An 18966-nucleotide genomic window follows, 5' to 3' on the forward strand; every position below is an offset into this window, starting at 1 on the left:
AATGAAAAAAATAAACATATTTTACCTCTATTAACTTTTATTAGGTGAAATTAATTTAACAAACTGCGGCTATAGTAATAGAATATGGTTGAGTTTATAAGATTGGCCGGGGATGCCAGAGGACTTTTAGGACAAGCCGGGTAGAGGACTTGAGGCAAATGTAGCATGGACAAAAAAAAATAAAAGACATGGCTCTTGGGCCATGTCTTTGTATTTTTATCGGCGTTTGTTGCGGTTTCTTAAGAATGTTGGGATATCGAGTGTATCTTCACCTTGCTGCATAGAACGGTTTGTCATTTCTTGTGCCGGTTCTTCCCGCTCACGCTTCATTTCTCTTACATCTCGAGGCTTCGGCATAGGTTTTGCCGATGTATTATTACCAAAAGGTCTTGATGCCGGTTTGCTGTGGTTGATTTCAACTTCATTGAAACCAGTTGCAATAACGGTCACGACAATTTCATCCTTTAAGTTTTCGTTAATTACAGATCCGAAAATCATGTTTACATCTTGATCAGATGCAGTTGCTACAATATCAGCAGCTTCCTGAACCTCATACAAGCTTAAGTTTGATCCGCCTGTAATGTTCATCAGGACACCTTGAGCACCATCAATTGATGTTTCAAGAAGGGGACTTGAGATAGCTTTCTTAGCAGCTTCTGCAGCTCTGCTTTCTCCAGTTGCAACACCGATGCCCATTAATGAAGATCCTTTATTGGACATGATTGTTTTAACATCTGCAAAGTCAAGGTTAATTAATCCAGGTACAGCAATCAAGTCAGAAATACCTTGTACACCTTGGCGTAAAACATTGTCCGCTTCGCGGAAAGCTTCAAGCATAGGCGTATTTTTATCTACGATTTCAAGAAGACGGTCATTTGGAATGACGATTAGTGTATCAACTGATTCCTTCATAGAAGAAATTCCGCCTGCAGCCTGCATTGCACGCTTGCGTCCTTCAAATGTAAATGGACGAGTGACAACACCTACTGTTAAAGCACCTAAGTCTTTAGCGATCTGGGCAATAACCGGAGCTGCCCCAGTTCCAGTTCCTCCGCCCATTCCAGCTGTAACGAAGACCATATCCGCGCCTCTTAAAGCTTCTTCAATCTGTTCTTTGCTTTCTTCAGCTGCTTTTTTTCCAACTTCAGGATTAGCACCTGCGCCAAGACCTCTTGTAAGCTTAGAACCAATTTGCATTCTTGTTTCTGCTTTTGACAGGTTCAGTGCCTGTGCATCAGTGTTCACTGCGATAAAGTCTACCCCTTGAACACCATGTTCTATCATACGGTTAACAGCGTTGTTTCCTCCGCCGCCAACCCCTATTACTTTAATTGTTGCCATGCCATCAATATTGCTTTCAAACTCCAACATACAAAATCCTCCTAATCCATCGAATGACTTCCTCTTGATGCAGGTTATTCAAAGAAGTAACCAAAGAATTTTTTTACTTTGCTTTCTTTTTTCTCTTCTTTTTCTTTTGGCTTTGAACGCTGCTGCTGATGCTGCTGATGCTGAGGTTCTCTTTGAGACGTTTTCTCAAGCTTATCAGGAACAACATTCGAACTGATGCTTCTGCCTTGAATCTTCGCATTTTTATAAGCAAATTGGATTAATCCTACACCAGTCATATATTGAGGTTCTCTTACACCAATATAATCCGGGCTTGCAATGCGGACATTGTTTTGCAGAACAGCCTGTGAGATCTCAAGAACTCCCGGCATGCTGACCGTTCCTCCAGTCAGAACAAATCCGCCTGGCAGGTCTCTTACTCCAAGTCTCTTAATCTCGTGCAATACTAGTTCAAACATTTCTTCAAGTCTAGCTTCTATAATATCAGATATTTCAAGCTGATTGAATTGCTGTTTTTGGTCTGTACCAATAATTGCTGCTTCAAACACTTCTTCTTCAGAAGCATAATCATAGAAAGCATGTCCATGTTTCACTTTAATCCGTTCTGCCTCATCGGTAGTTGTGCGAAGCCCGATTGAAAGATCCTTCGTAATATTCTCTCCGCCAATTGGAAGAACGCTTGTCGTTTGCAGATGCCCTTGATCAAAAACTGCGATCGTCGTTGAGCCTCCTCCAATATCAACCAATGCTACACCGAGGTTTTTCTCATCTTTTGATAAAGCAACGGCTCCTGATGCAAGCGGCTGCAGACAAATATCCGTTATTTCAAGGCCTGCTTTTTCAACACAGCGAAGCAGATTATGTAAAATCGTTCTAGATCCTGTGATGATGGTGCCTTCCATTTCAAGACGGACACCGATCATTCCGCGCGGATCGCTGATTTCATCCAAACCATCGACTATGAACTGCTGAGGAATTACATCTATTATTTCTCGTTCCGGAGGTATAGACATAACTTGAGCTGCTTCTATGACTCTTCTTATGTCTTCATTAGCTATTTCACGATTGTCACTTGAAACGGCAACAACACCGTGACAATCCTGCAACTGAACGTGATTGCCAGTCACCCCTACTACGACTCTTTTAAGCGGTATGCCAACCATTCTTTCTGCCTGCTCCACCGCTTTTTTAATAGAATGAACGGTCTCGTCAATATCAACGATAGACCCTTTTCTTAATCCTTCAGATTTCACATTGCCTACACCTATAATGTTTAAATTATCATCTGCCATTTCGCCGATGATAACCTTAACACTGGATGTACCGATGTCTAGACTTACAAAGATTTCATTGTTGTTCATTCTATGGCACCTCCTTAACTTATCATTTCCATTCTATTATTAGAGGAACAACAATACAATGAATCTAGTTTTACATATTTGTAACAATGGTGAAAAATATTGTGATAATTGACTTCTCATTGTCACATTTATTTTCCGGCCCATTATAAGGGCTCCTTTTAATAAATACATACTAAAGTGAGTATTCGTCAAATCCTTGATTTTCCCTCTTAAAAAATCAACTTTTTTTTAGTTTTTGGCGCGATTGAGTCCAATTGGAAATTAATATTCGTCTAATCACAGCAATATTCTGGAACAGTCTGACTCCAAAAGCAAATATTGCTACCAAATACAAGTCTACACCAAGATGAACACCTAGAAAAGCTAAACTTGCAGCCAATATGATGTTAAAGAAGAATCCGGATACAAAAACCATCTCATCGTACATGTTTTGCAGATGAGCACGAATTCCTCCAAGTAATGTATCCAGGGCCGCGAGTATCGCAATGGACAGATAATTCGAATATTCACCGGGAATTCGGAAATCAGTCAGCAGCCCCAATGTTATTCCTAGTATTAATCCTAAAATGGGAAGCCACATTATGATTTCTCTCCTTCCTCAACCGGCTTCATATTCTTTATCCGGATCGCATCATCATACGGCGGTATGACAATCCGGTTCTTTGGCTTTGAAATTGCAAGCCGCAGATTGTCAATTGCAAAGGTGTCCATTGTCGTGGACCCGTTCAGGCGGCTGAACAGCTTTTCTGCGTCTTCTGAAATGACTTTAATTTCAATTGGATATGAATTCAAACTGTACCCGTCCATTTTTGTCTGGCCATTAATATCACGGATGACAGTTGTATTCACAACTCTTCTTTCTGAAATAGCGATATGCTCGGCACCATATGAATTCAGCTCGTTCAACAATCGTTTCAGCAAATCCGGCGCAATGTTTTCAACCTCAGTCTGAGCAACTGCTGCATCAAACAGGGGTTCAATAGTAATAACTACACCCGCCCCCGTAACTTCCGTTAAGCCAGCTTCATCTTTAAGTTCCAGAAGAGTCTCTTTAAGCGTTTTTTCTGCACTTTGATTATCATCATTTTCGTATGTATCAATCAGCTCTTCGTATTTGCGGATCTCAAGCAAAAGGTTCGACTGAGTCTCTTGTTCCTGCTTGAGCGCCTCTCTCAATTGCCACATGTCACGTGTATCTCTTACTGCCGGCTCCTGAATCGATTGAAATTGAACGGCAAGCATTAAGCCAAATATCATGGTCAGCAGTGAAAAGCTGACACCCTTAAGGTTATTCTTCAAGGCAACCACCCATCAAGATTTCTTTTCTTGCAATAAAGGATTCATCTTTATTTCGTTTTTCTTCTCAAGGGTTATTACGATATTATCGTAAGCAATCTGCTCGACAATACCGCCGGCGATATTTAAAGCCTGGTCCAATACAGCAGGTTCACCGATGGCAGATATGACAAACGGAGCTGGGAATTGATTTCCATCCACAGTGACGACAGGACCATTACAATATATATACGAATCATGTGATAATCTTTGTCCATTGATGGCTACGGCACTTGCGCCTGAAATAAGCAATTCATTGATTACTTTAAAAATGTGGCCTTCATGAACAATATAATTATTTACATTTTCCCCTTCTGGAATATAGGAGGAATCCTCGAGAGTCACTTCAATCCCCTCCCCTGCTACACCCAGTTCGCCTACATACATTCTGTACTTCTCGACATCTTCAACAAGATTAAAGTAAATTTGCTTTTCATTCTTTAGATTTTCTTCAATTTCTCTTACTTTCTCCTGGCTTTTAAATAGTTCCTTTTGAAGCTCGGTATTTCTCTCCTCCTGCTTGATCAGCAGCTGTCTTGTTTCATACTCTTTGCTCCACTGTTCAGAAGATATTCCATTATTCGGACGCTGTTCTTTAGTGAGCTGATAAGAAAAAGAAACTAAAAAACCGAGAACAAGCATGATTAAAGATAGAACAACATATCTACCTCTCATCTTCATTTTCATTTTGCTCTGTCCCCTCCGGCTCTGCTTCTGATGCGGCTCCTTCTTCCGCCGCTTCTTCTGCAGCTTCATCTTTCTTATTGTATGATTCAAAATAGGTTCCAACTTCCATATGAATGATGCCTTTGGAGTTTGGAGCAAGCTTGCTGACAATGGCTGGATAATCAATCATTTTTTTTGAGAAGCTGCGGACTGAAGCCTGCACTTCAAATCCGTCATTCATGTATAGCGTAATATGCCAGGGATCCGTTTTTTCAGGTGTATGGTAGATTTCAGAAATCGCATTCTTTACACTATCAGGAAGACTCATTAGTTCCATAGCCATTTCTTCGATTTCCTCAGCCTCGTTCCAATTAATCAGAAGCGGCGCATCGTCTGGAAATGTTCCTTCAACAGGGGCAAGTGTTTTGCCATTTTCAAGGATGGGAGAGTATTGATCGCCTTTCACGATATAGGCCACTTTGTGATATTCTTCAACCACAATCGTCACCTTATTCGGCAGCTGCTTGTCCAGTTTCACATTTTGAATCTGTTCAAAATCGGAAAGGGCACTATTTACTTCCTTTTCATTGATGCTCCAAAAGCCTGATTTTTCCGTAATTCCACTCATATTTATTATTTCTTCATCTGATACTGTCTTATTTCCGGCAACATCTATGGAAGATACTTTGCTTAGCGGAGATTGAAAGTAGATCACCAATAATATGAGGATGAAAAAGACGGATAAAAATAAAATTAACCTGCGGTTGGATTTTTGTTTGCGATGCTCCTTGAGCTTTGGTACACGATCTTCAAGCGAAACGACTTTGCCTTTTTCCAACTTGTAATCACCCCTCATCCCGAAACGCATTCGGGGGCGTAAAATCATCTTTAAAAGAGAAACAAACGGCATATCGTATGCCGTTTAGCAACTGTTCCTTTAATAAAGATAGTATACCACAATAAAAGGAAAAAGAGATAAGCATTCTCTACTCATTTACACCGACAATTTCAACTTCTGTTTCCATTTTGACAGCATGTTTTTCATAAATTGTTTTTTTAACAAAATCAATTAAATCAAGAACATCTTTAGCTGTCGCATTGCCTGTATTCACAATAAAATTCCCGTGAAGGTCCGAAATTTTCGCTCCGCCGATCTGATATCCCTTTAGGCCTGATTCCTGAATCAGCTGGCCGGCATAATGCGGCAGGGGATTTCTAAAAACGCTGCCGCAGTTTGGATGATCCCAAGGCTGGGTTTCTCTGCGGTAATCTTTATTTTTCTGAAGCTCCGCCACAATTTCTTCCCGATTGCCTTTTTCAAGTTTCAGAACCGCTTCAAGACAAATGCCAGGACGCTTCTTCTGAAGCAGGGAAGTACGGTATGAAAACTCTAATTCTTCCGCAGTCAGCCATTCCATTGTTCCATCTTCAAACAGAATATGTGCCTTAACAAGAATTTTAGACATATCAGAACCGTGAGCACCCGCGTTCATGTAAACAGCTCCGCCAACAGATCCGGGAATGCCTCCTGCAAACTGAAGCCCTGAAAGTCCTTGTTTACTGATGACAGTCGTTAATTTAATAAGAGAGTAGCCTCCGCCCGCTGTAATGGTATCTCCATCCACTTCAAGATGATCGAGCCCTTTACCTAGTTTAATTACAACACCATTAATGCCAGCATCCCCGACAAGCAGGTTTGATCCCCTGCCAATCGCTCTCCAGGGAACTCCGCCTTCTGTCACGATCTCCATTGTTTTTTTCAAATTTTCAATAGATTTCGGCTCCACAAAAATCTCTGCTGGCCCTCCGATTTTAATCGTCGTATGCTTTGCCAGCGGTTCATTTTGAACAACTTTCCCAACTTCTGCTTCTTGTAATTTCATTAGTATCTGTTCCATGACAGCCTCCTAAAATAGATTGTTCTTTTGTGTATGACATTGAAGAAGGCTCATAGGATTTAGCGTACGATAGGCACAAATAATCTGTTACCCTCTTCTGTTATGTTATAAACCCCTATGACTTCAATCTTTTTAAAATTTTATGTCAGCATTAAGATAAAAGCTTATTTATTTTTCAGCAAGAACCTGTATTTCTTTATATAACTTTGAAGCAGCATCTGGAATGCCCAGCTGTTTAGATGCTGCTGCCATTTTTTGAAGATTATCAGCATTAAGCAATATTGCATCCATCTCTTTTATTAATACAGCACTTGAGAGGTCTTTTTCAAGAATTAAAGCCGCTGCATCATGATCACTTAAAGCACGTGCATTTTTTTCCTGGTGATTTGCCGTAACGTAAGGACTTGGAATCAAGATGCTTGGAAGTCCAAGCGCCGTTATCTCGGCCATTGTAGTTGCACCTGACCTGGCAACAATTAAATCAATTCCTTTTAAGACTTCAGGCATGTTATGTATGAAAGGCTTGATTACAACATTATGGGGGACATTCTTAACTTGATCCATAACGTGATCATAATGAACTTCACCGGTTACATAGATAACTTGATAATTTTTATTTTTCATTTCATCAAGCATGCCAATCACTGCATCATTGATAGGTTTTGCCCCTCTGCTTCCTCCCATAATCAGAACTGTTTTTTTATCGGTCATAAGAGCAGGGTCCTTATAGTGCTTTACGTCATCCGTTGCCACCTCAGACGCTCTTGGATTACCTGTCAGCACTGTTTTTTCAGGAGGAAAATAGCTTCTTGCCTCTTCAAAACAAATCGCAACCTTATCTACATACCGTGCTAAGAATTTATTCGTTACTCCCGGCAGACTGTTTTGTTCATGGATGATTGCGGGAACATTCAGTTTAGAAGCGGCATAAACAACAGGTCCGCATACATAGCCGCCAGTGCCGATTACGACATCAGGCTTAAATTCTTTTATGTATTTTTTGCTGTCGCTTACGCCTTTGAAAAAACGGATAATTGTCTTTGCATTATCAAGGGAGATCTTTCTTTTAAAACCGGAAATTTTAATTGAGCGAAAAGCTACTCCTGCTTTTGGAACAATTTTAGACTCCAGGCCATTATCAGTGCCGACATACAAAAATTCCGCGTTTGGATTCTTTCTTTTTATTTCATTTATTAAAGCAAGAGCAGGATAAATATGCCCGCCTGTCCCGCCGCCGCTTACCAAAATTTTCATATGTATCCTCCAGTAATTAGAAACATTTTCAAAAATATTCAATTTTAGCTTAAAAAAATGATAAACCCTGTTTTTCAACAGGGTCTATTTCAACTATAGAATGCATATTCAGTATCTTGCATATCTGCTAATATTCAAAAGAACACCAACCGCCATCAGCATGAGCGTCAATGAAGATCCGCCGTAGCTGAGAAATGGCAGTGTAATACCCGTCACAGGCATAAGTCCCGTTACTACTCCAATATTAATCATAACTTGAATGGCAACCATTGTGATAATGCCAATTGCCAGAAATGAACCGTACAGATCAGGGGCGCCTAGGGCAATTCTTACACCACGCCACAATAACAGGCCAAACAGCAAAATGATCAGAGAGCCCCCGATGAAGCCCAGCTCCTCTGCGAGGATTGCAAAGATAAAATCTGTTTGCGGCTCTGGCAGGTAAAAGAATTTTTGTCTGCTTTGTCCAAGGCCAAGACCAAATAGTCCGCCTGGCCCAATTGCATACAGGGATTGAATGATTTGAAATCCGCTGCCCAAGGGATCTTCCCATGGATTTAAAAACGATGTAATCCGCTTAATCCTATAGGGAGCTGATAGCACTAATCCTACGAATCCAGCAGCTCCAAGCAAACCAAGCAAACCAAAATGGGTAATTCTCGCACCGGCAACAAAGATCATTACGATACAAGTCCCGACCATAACAGTTCCTGTTCCAAGATCAGGCTGAAGCATAATTAATGCAAATGCGGTAAACACAAAGCCAAGTGAGGGAAAAAGACCTTTTTTAAATGAAGTTATTTTTTTTTGATTTTCAGACAGAAATTTTGCCAAAAAAGCTATCATGGCAAGCTTCATGAACTCAGAAGGCTGAATGGAAAAGGCTCCGACTCCAATCCAGCTGCGGGAACCATTCCTCTCCATTCCAATGCCTGGAACTAAAACGGCAAGAAGCAGCACAAAACAAATAATAATCAGCATTTTTGCCCAGGTTCTCCACGTCCAGTAATCAACATTCATTAAAAAAAACATGGCGATTACACCTACACCCGCAAAAAGCAGCTGCCTCTTTGCAAAGAAAAATGAATCCTCAAATTTATAAGTTGCCCACACTGCGCTTGCACTGTATACCATGATCAGTCCAATCGTCAGCAGCAGCAAGGTAATGATGACTAGAATGAAATCTGGTGCAGATCTTTTTGCCGTCAACGCCGAACACCCCAATATTATGGAATTAGGGCTCAAGCTTGTGGCAATGCGTGTACGAGCCCTTTACTTTAGCTTATGCACGGCGTTCTCAAACATGTCTCCTCTTTGTTCAAATGTTTTATATTGATCCCAGCTAGCGCACGCAGGGGATAAGAGAACGATGTCACCATCTTGAGATAAGTCAAACGCCGCATTAGCCGCTTGTTCAACATTATCGACACGTTTGATCACTTCTATTCCAGCATCTCCTGCTATTCTCTCAAGTTTTGGCGCTGTCTGTCCGAATGTGATGATGGCCTTCACATTGCTGAGAAATGGAATAAGCTCATCAAATTCGTTTCCGCGATCCAGGCCGCCTGCTAGCAGAAGTGTCGGCGCATCAAATGCCTGCAGCGCTTTAGATGTTGCCAATATGTTGGTAGCTTTAGAATCGTTATAATATTTCACTCCGTCAATCGTGCTGATAAACTGCAGACGGTGTTTAACACCTTTAAAAGAAGTCAGGACTTGTTGTATGGCGCCAGTTGAAGCTCCATATAGTTTAACCACACAGATTGCAGCAAGGATATTCTCAAGATTATGCTTGCCCGGCAGGACAATATCTTTTATTTCAATAATCTGCTCGTCGTTATACCAAAGCGCTCCATTACTCATATAAGCGCCTTTTTCAAGTTTCTCGGAAACGGAAAAATACACGATTTGACCTTTTGATTTTTCTGCTGCCCGGCGCACATCGCGATCATCATAATTCACGACAGAATAATCATCAGTCTGCTGATTTTCATAGATTTTCGCTTTTGCAAGGGCATATTCTTCTCTAGTGCCATGATAATCCAGGTGGGCATCAAATAGATTCAGCAGCAGCGCTATTTTCGGTCTGAATTTGATTGTTCCCATGAGCTGAAAAGAAGACAGCTCAGTCACAATGACATTTTCTTCCGCAGCATGTTCAGCAACCTCACACGCCACTGTGCCGATGTTGCCGGCAATCAGTGACTTCTTTTGATCAGCTGTGAGCATTTCGTGTATAAGAGTAGTCGTGGTTGTTTTCCCATTTGAACCCGTTATTCCGATCATATCGGCTTCCGAGATTAAATAAGCGAGCTCCACTTCTGTGACAATCGGAATCTCCCGCTCCAAAGCAGCTGCCAGCAGCGGATTGGAATAAGGAATGCCTGGGTTTTTAACAATGTATTCTGTTTGATCGAGAAGCTCTATCGGATGACTTCCGCATATGACCTTCAGCCCTGCAGCCTGCAGTTCCTGTGCAGACTCGTTTTCTTCGAATGGCTTCATATCATTGACTGTTACTTCCGCGCCGAGTTTATGTAAGAGCTTTGCAGCAGCTAAACCGCTTTTTGCAAGCCCCAATACAAGTACTTGTTTATGAGTAAAATCTTGAATATTTTTCATCTTATAACCACACCTCTATATAGATTCCCAGAATGGCGAACACAAGTCCCACAGACCAGAATGTTACGACAACTCTCCATTCTGACCAGCCGGTTAATTCATAGTGGTGATGAAGCGGGCTCATCTTAAACACCCGTTTCCCAGTTGTTTTAAAAGAAATAACCTGAATAATAACAGACAGAGTTTCGATGACGAAAACTCCTCCGATTAAAACAAGAAGGATTTCAAGCTTGGTTAAAATTGCAATCGTAACAATAGCTCCTCCGAGTGCAAGTGATCCTGTGTCACCCATGAATACTTTAGCCGGATGTGCATTAAAGACAAGAAAACCAAGAACCGCTCCTACAACCGCAACTGAAAAAATAGCCACATCATATTGAGATTGATTCCAGGCTAGAACAGCAAATGCACCAAATGCAACGGCTGCGGTACCTGAGAGCAGGCCGTCAAGTCCATCTGTTAAGTTAACAGCATTAGATCCGCCGACAAGCATGAAGATGATCAGAATCACATATGCCCAGCCTAAATCAAATCCAAATTCAGTGCCTGGAATGCGGATTTCTGAAGAAAACCCATATTGTTTAAAAACAATATAGAAAATGACAGCAATGATAATCTGGCCAATCAGTTTCTGCTTTGATGTAAGACCAAGATTGCGCTTCATCACAACCTTAATAAAATCATCCAGAAAACCGAGGAGACCGTATCCGAACATAACGAATAACAGCAAATACATTTCCACACTCGGTTCTGCAAATTTGTAGCTCATGACAAGCGTTGTCACAATGACAGACAGAATAATCATGATCCCGCCCATCGTTGGGGTTCCTGATTTTTTCTGATGGGATTTCGGCCCTTCATCCCGAATGCTTTGTCCGAACTTAAGTCTTCTTAAAAATGGAATAAAGATGGGAGATATCAGAACGCTGATTAAAAAACCCATAATAATTGTAAATAAAATAATTTGTTCTAGCATGTTTAGATCCTCCCTGAATAACTGCGTGATGACCGTTTCTATTGACGGATTCATCATAACTGCTTGCTTGTGAATCTCTTAAATTCATGTGCTGCGGCGAATTGATTATCTAATCTGTTCTTTAATTGCTTTCAAGGCTACTTCGCGATCATCAAAATCAAAAATCTGCGTTCCGATCTGCTGATACGTTTCATGGCCTTTGCCGGCAATTAAAATAACGTCTCCGGGCTTTGCATTGGCTACGGCAAAATAGATGGCCTTTTCTCTATTTTCAATGGAGTGATAGTATTCTCCCCTGACCCCATCTTCCATCTCATTCAAAATAGCTTTAGGATCTTCACTTCTCGGATTATCGGATGTAAAGATTGGTTCATCTGAATACTTAACAGCAATCTGTGCCATGATTTTGCGTTTTGTCCGGTCACGGTCCCCGCCGCAGCCGACAACCACAAACGTCTTTCCAAGAACAAATTGCTTGACGGTTGAAAGAACATTTTCCAGACTGTCTGGAGTATGGGCATAATCAACAATGACAGAAAAGTCCTGCCCGCCGTCGACAACTTCAAAGCGGCCGCGAACACCTTCAATCTCACCAAGTGTTGCCGCAATAATTGATAACGGCACATTAGAAGCAAGACTCGCAGCTGCAGCAGCAAGTGCATTGTAGATGCTGAATTTGCCGATCAGCTTCATATTCACCTTCTCGCTGCCCTGAGGAGTAACAAGATCAAACGATGTTCCGCTTGGGGACATCGCAATATTTTTTGCCATCACATCACACTCTGAATCAATGCCATAAGTTAAAACATGTGCTGCCGTCATGTTCATAAACTCGGACGAAGCCGAGTCATCGCCGTTTAGGACAGCTGTTTTTGGCTTATTTTGATCGAACTTGTTGCCAAGCTGTGAAAAAAGAAGGCCCTTGGCTGCGCGGTATGAATCCATTGTCTGATGATAATCAAGATGATCCTGTGTCAAATTGGTAAATACAGCAACATCATAGTCACAGCCATGAACACGTCCCATATGCAAAGCATGAGAGGAAACCTCCATAATCGCATGACTGACTCCTTTTTCAACCATCGCACCGAAGGTTTTTTGCAGAGTCAGACTCTCTGGAGTGGTGTTTTTAACGCTTAATTGTTCATCTCCGATCTTTATGTACATCGTGCCGATTAATCCAGTTGCAAAGCTCGCATTTTGAAGAATCTTCTCAATCAAATGTGTTGTTGACGTTTTGCCATTTGTACCTGTAACGCCAATTAAATGAAGATTATGTGTAGGCTGCCCGTAAAATGTGTCTGCAAGGAGCGCCATAGCTCTTTTAGTGTTTTTCACAACAATAACAGGTACAGGAAGTGACATCGGCTTTTCTGATAATACAGCAGCAGCTCCCATGCGGACAGCCTGTTCTGCATAATCATGGCCATCTACTGTGTACCCGCTGATGCAAATAAATAAACTTCCTTCCTTCACTTCTCTTGAGTCCATATCAATCGAGAGAATATCTGGATTTTCATTCACACTCAGTTTCATATTTTGCAGCTGCGATAGCAGTGTCTGTAATTTCATCATTACCAAATCCTCTCAAAAACCAACAATAGTTTCTTTCTTATTTTTATACAAAATCATCCATTTAGTAAAAAACGCACAGTTCTTATTTTATCTCATCTTAGCTAAAAGAGCCATATCCGCTTTTAAAAATGTCTTTATGCGGGTACTGCTTTTATCCTGCCATAAAATAAAAGCGAGGCAAACACGTTTTGTGATTGCCGCCTTTATTTCTATATAAAAGAGTTTATTATTCGTCCTCAGTTTTTTTTTCGCTTTTTCCCAGATAGAGGCGGAGAGTCGAACCTTCTTTCACTTTCACTCCGGCTGCTGGAGACTGCTGGACAACTGTGTCGCCGGAACCTGCAATATCAAGCTTCAGGTTTACCATTTGCTCTCTTAGCTCTGTTGTCGTCAGCCCTAAAACATTCGGAACATTTACAAGTTTTGTGTCTAGCCAAGTATATTCTTTTTCGATTTGATCTTTTCTCGGCTTTACGCCAAGCTCTCTTAAACTGTCTTCCATGATGTTTCCTACTATTGGCGCAGCTACTGTGCCCCCGAACTGAACAGTTCCTTTTGGGTTATCAACAGCCACATAGACGACGATTTCAGGGTCATCTGCCGGTGCAAAGCCAATGAATGATACGATATAGTTATTTTTCAAATAAACTCCGTCTTTGACTTTTTGGGCGGTTCCCGTTTTGCCGCCAACCCGATATCCATCGACAAATGCATTTCTCCCTGTTCCTTGTGCCACTACACTTTCAAGCGCATATCTAATCTGTTTAGACGTTTCTTCTGAAATCACGCGGCGCTTAGCCTCGGGAGCTGTCTGACTGACAATGTCTCCGGTAATTGGATCAATCCATTCCTTGGCAATATAAGGAGTATATAGTGTTCCTCCGTTGACCGCCGCTGAAACGGCCGCCACCTGCTGAATAGGTGTAACTGATACACCTTGGCCAAATGCCGTTGTCGCCTGTTCAACAGGTCCGACATTTTTGACATTAAAAAGGATTCCTCTCGCTTCTCCCTGCAGATCAATTCCGGTTTTTTGCCCAAAACCAAAGTTTTGAATATATTTAAATAGCGTATTTGTGCCGAGTCTTTGTCCTAATTCCACAAAGCCCGGGTTGCATGAGTTTTGAACGACTTCAAGAAAAGTCTGACTGCCATGGCCGCCTCTTTTCCAGCACTTCAGTCTTGCTCCGCCTACTTCGACAGATCCGCCGTCATGAAAGTGTTCTTTTTGCAGATCTACTTTGTTCTCTTCCAGGGCAGCAGCCAGTGTAATAATCTTAAAGGTTGATCCTGGTTCGTATGAGCTCCATACCGGAAGATTGCGGTTGTATATCAGCGGATCTACATTTCTGAAATCCGCAGGATCAAAGTCCGGTCTGCTTGACATCCCAAGAATTTCCCCATTTTTCGGATTCATGGCAATAGCGATCATGCCGTCAGGATTATATGCAGCCTGTGCATTATCCAGCTCCCGCTCCATTATGGTCTGTACTTTGGAATCGATTGTTAATTTTAGATTTAATCCATCTATTGGAGCAGTATATTCATCCGCTTCTTCGGGCATTCTTTTCCCTTTTGCATCCGAATAGAATTTCACATATCCTTTCGTGCCTTTCAGCTTTTCATCGTAATAGGATTCAAGACCAAGCAATCCCTGATTATCAATGCCTGCAAAGCCAAGCACATGTGAAAGGTAGCTTCCGAATGGATAATGCCGTTTGGAATCTTCCGCTATGTATACTCCCTTCAGTCCGAGGGCGCGGAGCTCTTTAGCTTTTTCATGCGAGATCTTTCTTCCTTCAGGATTGATGCGCTGTATGGACTGCTTTTTTGTTATAAGCTCATAAGCCCGTTCTTTGGACATATTTAAAACAGAAGCAAGCTTTTCAGCCGTATCTGCCGGATCTTCGACCTGTCTCGGCACTACAAGGACGGACGGAGCACTCATATTCGTTGCAAGCTTGACGCCGTTCCGGTCAAGGATCTCTCCCCGTTCAGGTTCAAACGGAATGTTTCTGCTCCATGAATCCTTAGCAAGAGCAGTTAATTTGTCCCCTATAAAGAACTGAACGTATCCAAGACGGATATCGATGATAATAAAAATCAAAAAACCAAATAGCAGCACCATTGCCAGACGTTTTCTGACAGTCACATTTGAAACGCGCATATATTTATACTCCTCCTTATTCAGGCTCGTTCAAATATATGCTTGTACAGAACCATCTAGAACTTGTTGGAATTGAGAGAAGTCCGTGACTTGCCGCAGATAACTTTCTTTCATTAGCCACAGCCTTTTGCCGTTTAAATTTCAATCTAAAAAGCTTGGTCAACAATGTTGACCAAGCTTGATATGCTACCTAGTTTCTTCTTCATCATCAGCCTGTTCATTTTCTCCGCTGCTTGGCTTTTTGGGGCTTTCAAGTTTGACAATTAATTGATCGTTTTCTTTAACCGTCTCATTTTTAGAGAGATTTTGAGATACAACATAGCCGTTTCCATTTATCTTAAGATTAAGATCAAGGAAATTAGCAAGCTTCATAACATCCCTGGATGACCATCCTTTTAAATCGGGCATTGTCACTTTCCCATCGGTCTTCAAAAGCAGACGTTCATTGACGATCATTTTTGTGCCTGCTTCAGGATATTGAGCGGCAATTTCATTGCCAGCCCCAAGGATCAGCGGCTGGATATTGTTTGATTTCAGCCATTTTTCAGCTGAAGCTGTATTTTCACCAATAAAGGACGGAACTTCAGCCCCAATTTCAGTTTCTGTTTTCTTAGGCTGTTCTTCCGCTTCTTCGGAAGGCTGGATTTTTAAATACTGCAGACTGTTTTTCATAACCGTATTAAAAACGGATGATACAGGCATGGATCCTGTTTCTGTGTCTTTCAGCTTAGGCTGCTGTACTGCAACATAAACAAGGAGTTCCGGATCTTCTTTTGGCGCCATTCCAAGGAATGAAAAAATGAAATTATCCCGGCCGCTTAAATATTTCCCGTCACTTCCTGCAATTTGAGCTGTTCCTGTCTTTCCAGCTACCTCATACCCTTCAATCTGGTACGGTTTTCCTGTGCCTTTTTCCGAACTGACAACGGTTTCCAGAATGTCGAGCACTTCTTTTGACGTTTTTTCAGAAATAGGTGTGCCTGCCACTTCCGGCTTATTTTGTTTGATCACTTTGTCATGATCAACATCCACAATTTTATCAATGATATAGGGCTTCATCATCTTTCCGCCGTTTGCGATTGCAGTCGCTGCCTGCACCTGCTGAATCGGAGTCACTGTTGAACCCTGCCCGAATGCGGTCGTTACTTTTTCAATATCATATTTATAGTTGAACTTGCCATTTGCCTCGTTCGGCAGATCAATTCCGGTTTTTTCATTTAAGCCAAACTTGCTCATATACTGCATAAATCGATCAGGCCCAAGCTTTTCCTTTGCAAGGATGGCCATCGCTACATTGGATGAGCGCTGAACACCTTCGAGGAAAGAAATGGTTCCCCAGCCTGTCTTATTATGGTCGCGGATTCTTCCGCCTTCGACTTTATAGGCTCCCGATTGATACAATTCATTGCGGTTAAATACGCCTTCTTCAATGGCAGCTGCAAGCGTGAAGATTTTCATCGTCGAGCCTGGCTCAAATGGGTAGGCAACAGCATCATTGTAATAATTGTTGATATCGCGGACATTCGGATCAAAGCTCGGGCGCTGTCCCATTGCGAGAATTTTCCCAGTCTTTGGATCAGCCACAATCCCAATTATCTTCTCTGGTTCATATTCCTGTGCAGCTTCATTCATTGCATCTTCCAGGAAAGTTTGAACTTTTTGGTCCAATGTCAGATGAACAGTATTCCCATTTTCCGGAGCTACAATTTTCTCATCACCATTAGGCAGGGTAAAACCTTGTTTGTCCGCTTCATAAACTTTATAGCCATCCTTATCCTGGAGATATTTATCAAGACTTTTTTCGATCCCGAACATCCCAACTGTTTTCTTGGTTTTTTCATCTTTTTGTGCATATCCAATTAAGTGTGATGCAAAAGTGCCGTTCGGATAATAACGGTGGGTATCTCGTGTAAAAGCAATACCTGGAAGTTTCATTTTTTCAATTTTCACTTTTAGTTCATGGCTGATATTTCTGCCTGAAGGACCAAACTCTACTTGAAATGCATCTTTAGTTAAGATCTTTTCAACTTCGCTTTCTTCCATTTCGAGTATTGGAGCAAGCTTTTCTGCTGTTTCTTCTGGTTCAACGACGTGCTTAGGATTCTTCGCGCTTGTTGTCATACTGTCGTCAAGCACCGCAATAAGCGTATAAGTAGAAGTATCCTGAGCAATCACTTCACCTTTTCTGTCAAGAATGGCCCCTCTGCTTGCTTCAATGCTGCGTTTCCGTTCATACTGCTCTTGTGCACGTGCAGCTAAAATTTCTCCATTTACTTCTCCTGTTGTCTGCAAGTAAAGGAATCTGATGATTAAGACAAAAAAGAGCAATGCAAATATTAAAGTTAATATTGCTGCTCCTCTGTTCATATTGATATTTTTTGGCTGTATCATGATTATTCGTTAACAGCTTTCACATTGTCTGGATTAAGGTTAAGCCCCTGCTTTTTTGCTTCAGCCATAATTCGCTCGTATGTGCTTAATTCTTTGACTTGAACAGACAAGTCAGAATTAATCTTTTGCTGATCTGTTATTTGAGCCTCAATCTTCTGAATCGCGATGTTTGACTGATAAACAGTGACACTGTTTGAGACAATTTGGACGGCTGCAAATAAGAGGACAGATAAGAAAGCGACGATAAGCACTTTTTCCCCTATTGTTATGGTTGGTCTTCTTGTAATGACGACCGTTTGCTGCTGCTCGGGCATTTGTTTGTGCTGCTCTTGCCTTTGCTGCTGTAATTTCACTGCTAAATTACTCATGAACCAAAACCCCCTCTGATTTTTTTAAAAATTTCTTTATAGTTTTTCCAGAATTCTAAGCTTGGCTGATCTTGCCCGGTTGTTTTCTTCGAGTTCTTCGTCTGATGGCACGATTGGTTTTCTTGTGATCAGTTTCACTTTAGGTTTAAATTCATCCGGTATAACCGGCAAGTTGGGAGGTAATTCCGGTAATGCAGCAGCTTGTTTAAACGCTGTTTTGCAAATTCTGTCCTCTAATGAATGAAACGTTATGACACTTACTCTGCCGCCTGGTTTGATAAGGTCAACTGCCTGTCCAATCGCTTCTTCAAATACTTTCAGTTCATCATTTACCGCAATTCGGATCGCCTGAAAAATCCGTTTGGCAGGATGCCCGCCTTTTCTTCTTGCTGGAGCAGGAATTGCATCTTTAATTAATTCCACGAGCTCTCCTGTTGTTTGGATTGGCTGTTTTTCTCTTGCTGCTTCTATTTTTCTTGCTACCTGCTTTGAGAACTTTTCTTCTCCGTAACGAAAGAAAATTTTGACCAGCTCTTCATATGTCCAGTGATTCACTACATCAAATGCGGAAATACTGGCATGCTGATCCATTCTCATATCAAGAGGTGCATCGTGGTGATAGCTGAAGCCTCTCTCAGGTGTATCTAATTGCGGCGATGATACGCCAAGGTCAAATAAAATGCCGTCTACCTCAGCTACACCTAATTCTTCCAGTTCTTCTTTTAAATACCTGAAATTGCTTTTTATAAATGTAACTTGTCCCGCGTAATCTGAAAGAATTTCTTTAGCATGCGAGAGGGCTGCATCATCCTGATCAAAAGCGAAGAGGCGGCCATCCTTAGACAGCTTGGACAGCAGATAAGAGCTGTGCCCTGCTCCGCCTAAGGTGCAGTCTACATATACACCGTCTTCTTTAATGTTTAATCCGTCTACTGTTTCGCGCAATAATACTGTTTTATGTTGAAACATTGCTGTTACCACCTTTATCAGAGTCGATTGTTTG

General features: G+C 41.6%; 16 protein-coding genes. All 16 read right to left on the reverse strand.

What is annotated here, in order from left to right; all coding sequences use genetic code 11:
- Positions 1–216: 216 nt before the first annotated feature.
- Positions 217–1371, reverse strand: coding sequence for a cell division protein FtsZ (gene ftsZ, locus ABEQ24_RS13805; protein WP_133311252.1), 1155 nt, complete (start codon positions 1369–1371; stop codon positions 217–219).
- Positions 1372–1415: 44 nt separating this feature from the next.
- The gene (gene ftsA / locus ABEQ24_RS13810; RefSeq protein WP_430007328.1) at positions 1416–2711 is read right to left on the reverse strand and encodes a cell division protein FtsA; all 1296 of its coding nucleotides are present in this window, start codon (positions 2709–2711) and stop codon (positions 1416–1418) included.
- A gap of 217 nt (positions 2712–2928) precedes the next feature.
- Positions 2929–3291 carry a small basic family protein gene (locus tag ABEQ24_RS13815; protein ID WP_070879087.1) on the reverse strand — a complete coding sequence of 121 codons (363 nt, stop codon included), beginning with the start codon at positions 3289–3291 and terminating at the stop codon, positions 2929–2931.
- Positions 3291–4010, reverse strand: coding sequence for a DUF881 domain-containing protein (locus ABEQ24_RS13820; protein WP_430007329.1), 720 nt, complete (start codon positions 4008–4010; stop codon positions 3291–3293). Before ABEQ24_RS13820 ends, ABEQ24_RS13815 begins: the two co-directional genes overlap by 1 nt.
- A 12-nt stretch (positions 4011–4022) precedes the next feature.
- A complete protein-coding gene (locus ABEQ24_RS13825; RefSeq protein WP_070879161.1) occupies positions 4023–4721 on the reverse strand; it encodes a DUF881 domain-containing protein in 699 nt (232 codons plus the stop codon).
- Entirely contained in the window at positions 4711–5550 is an 840-nt protein-coding gene (locus tag ABEQ24_RS13830) for a cell division protein FtsQ/DivIB (RefSeq protein WP_430007330.1), read from the reverse strand. Before ABEQ24_RS13830 ends, ABEQ24_RS13825 begins: the two co-directional genes overlap by 11 nt.
- A gap of 148 nt (positions 5551–5698) precedes the next feature.
- Positions 5699–6610 (reverse strand): UDP-N-acetylmuramate dehydrogenase, encoded by a 912-nt coding sequence (gene murB, locus ABEQ24_RS13835; RefSeq protein ID WP_430007331.1) that lies wholly within the window; start codon positions 6608–6610, stop codon positions 5699–5701.
- 168 nt (positions 6611–6778) lie between these two features.
- Positions 6779–7864: an undecaprenyldiphospho-muramoylpentapeptide beta-N-acetylglucosaminyltransferase gene (murG, locus tag ABEQ24_RS13840; protein WP_430007332.1), complete on the reverse strand. Its 1086-nt coding sequence runs from the start codon at positions 7862–7864 to the stop codon at positions 6779–6781.
- Positions 7865–7972: 108 nt separating this feature from the next.
- Positions 7973–9073, reverse strand: coding sequence for a stage V sporulation protein E (gene spoVE, locus ABEQ24_RS13845; protein WP_430007333.1), 1101 nt, complete (start codon positions 9071–9073; stop codon positions 7973–7975).
- A gap of 63 nt (positions 9074–9136) precedes the next feature.
- The gene (murD, locus tag ABEQ24_RS13850) at positions 9137–10486 is read right to left on the reverse strand and encodes a UDP-N-acetylmuramoyl-L-alanine--D-glutamate ligase (RefSeq protein WP_430007334.1); all 1350 of its coding nucleotides are present in this window, start codon (positions 10484–10486) and stop codon (positions 9137–9139) included.
- Position 10487: 1 nt separating this feature from the next.
- Positions 10488–11462: a phospho-N-acetylmuramoyl-pentapeptide-transferase gene (mraY, locus tag ABEQ24_RS13855; RefSeq protein WP_430007335.1), complete on the reverse strand. Its 975-nt coding sequence runs from the start codon at positions 11460–11462 to the stop codon at positions 10488–10490.
- Positions 11463–11567: 105 nt separating this feature from the next.
- Positions 11568–13034, reverse strand: a complete 1467-nt coding sequence (locus ABEQ24_RS13860) for a UDP-N-acetylmuramoyl-L-alanyl-D-glutamate--2,6-diaminopimelate ligase (RefSeq protein ID WP_430007437.1) — start codon at positions 13032–13034, stop codon at positions 11568–11570.
- A gap of 229 nt (positions 13035–13263) precedes the next feature.
- Positions 13264–15204, reverse strand: coding sequence for a stage V sporulation protein D (locus tag ABEQ24_RS13865; RefSeq protein ID WP_430007336.1), 1941 nt, complete (start codon positions 15202–15204; stop codon positions 13264–13266).
- A 186-nt stretch (positions 15205–15390) separates the two neighbouring features.
- Complete coding sequence (locus tag ABEQ24_RS13870; protein WP_430007337.1) at positions 15391–17595, reverse strand: penicillin-binding protein; 2205 nt, start codon at positions 17593–17595, stop codon at positions 15391–15393.
- Positions 17596–17597: 2 nt separating this feature from the next.
- Complete coding sequence (gene ftsL / locus ABEQ24_RS13875) at positions 17598–17963, reverse strand: cell division protein FtsL (RefSeq protein ID WP_430007338.1); 366 nt, start codon at positions 17961–17963, stop codon at positions 17598–17600.
- Positions 17964–17999: 36 nt separating this feature from the next.
- The gene (gene rsmH / locus ABEQ24_RS13880) at positions 18000–18932 is read right to left on the reverse strand and encodes a 16S rRNA (cytosine(1402)-N(4))-methyltransferase RsmH (protein WP_430007339.1); all 933 of its coding nucleotides are present in this window, start codon (positions 18930–18932) and stop codon (positions 18000–18002) included.
- Positions 18933–18966: the final 34 nt, after the last annotated feature.

It is taken from the genome of Metabacillus idriensis (assembly GCF_050483325.1).
In the GTDB taxonomy this organism is placed as follows: Bacteria; Bacillota; Bacilli; order Bacillales; family Bacillaceae; genus Bacillus_P; species Bacillus_P idriensis_A.

Excerpts from the sequence above, each read along its gene's own strand:
- ftsZ (WP_133311252.1), bottom strand. The coding sequence starts at position 1,371 with ATGTTGGAGTTTGAAAGCAATATTGATGGCATGGCAACAATTAAAGTA.
- ftsA (WP_430007328.1), bottom strand. The coding sequence starts at position 2,711 with ATGAACAACAATGAAATCTTTGTAAGTCTAGACATCGGTACATCCAGT.
- ABEQ24_RS13815 (WP_070879087.1), bottom strand. The coding sequence starts at position 3,291 with ATGTGGCTTCCCATTTTAGGATTAATACTAGGAATAACATTGGGGCTG.
- ABEQ24_RS13825 (WP_070879161.1), bottom strand. The coding sequence starts at position 4,721 with ATGAGAGGTAGATATGTTGTTCTATCTTTAATCATGCTTGTTCTCGGT.
- murB (WP_430007331.1), bottom strand. The coding sequence starts at position 6,610 with ATGGAACAGATACTAATGAAATTACAAGAAGCAGAAGTTGGGAAAGTT.
- murG (WP_430007332.1), bottom strand. The coding sequence starts at position 7,864 with ATGAAAATTTTGGTAAGCGGCGGCGGGACAGGCGGGCATATTTATCCT.
- murD (WP_430007334.1), bottom strand. The coding sequence starts at position 10,486 with ATGAAAAATATTCAAGATTTTACTCATAAACAAGTACTTGTATTGGGG.
- mraY (WP_430007335.1), bottom strand. The coding sequence starts at position 11,462 with ATGCTAGAACAAATTATTTTATTTACAATTATTATGGGTTTTTTAATC.
- ABEQ24_RS13860 (WP_430007437.1), bottom strand. The coding sequence starts at position 13,034 with ATGAAATTACAGACACTGCTATCGCAGCTGCAAAATATGAAACTGAGT.
- ABEQ24_RS13865 (WP_430007336.1), bottom strand. The coding sequence starts at position 15,204 with ATGCGCGTTTCAAATGTGACTGTCAGAAAACGTCTGGCAATGGTGCTG.
- ABEQ24_RS13870 (WP_430007337.1), bottom strand. The coding sequence starts at position 17,595 with ATGATACAGCCAAAAAATATCAATATGAACAGAGGAGCAGCAATATTA.
- ftsL (WP_430007338.1), bottom strand. The coding sequence starts at position 17,963 with ATGAGTAATTTAGCAGTGAAATTACAGCAGCAAAGGCAAGAGCAGCAC.
- rsmH (WP_430007339.1), bottom strand. The coding sequence starts at position 18,932 with ATGTTTCAACATAAAACAGTATTATTGCGCGAAACAGTAGACGGATTA.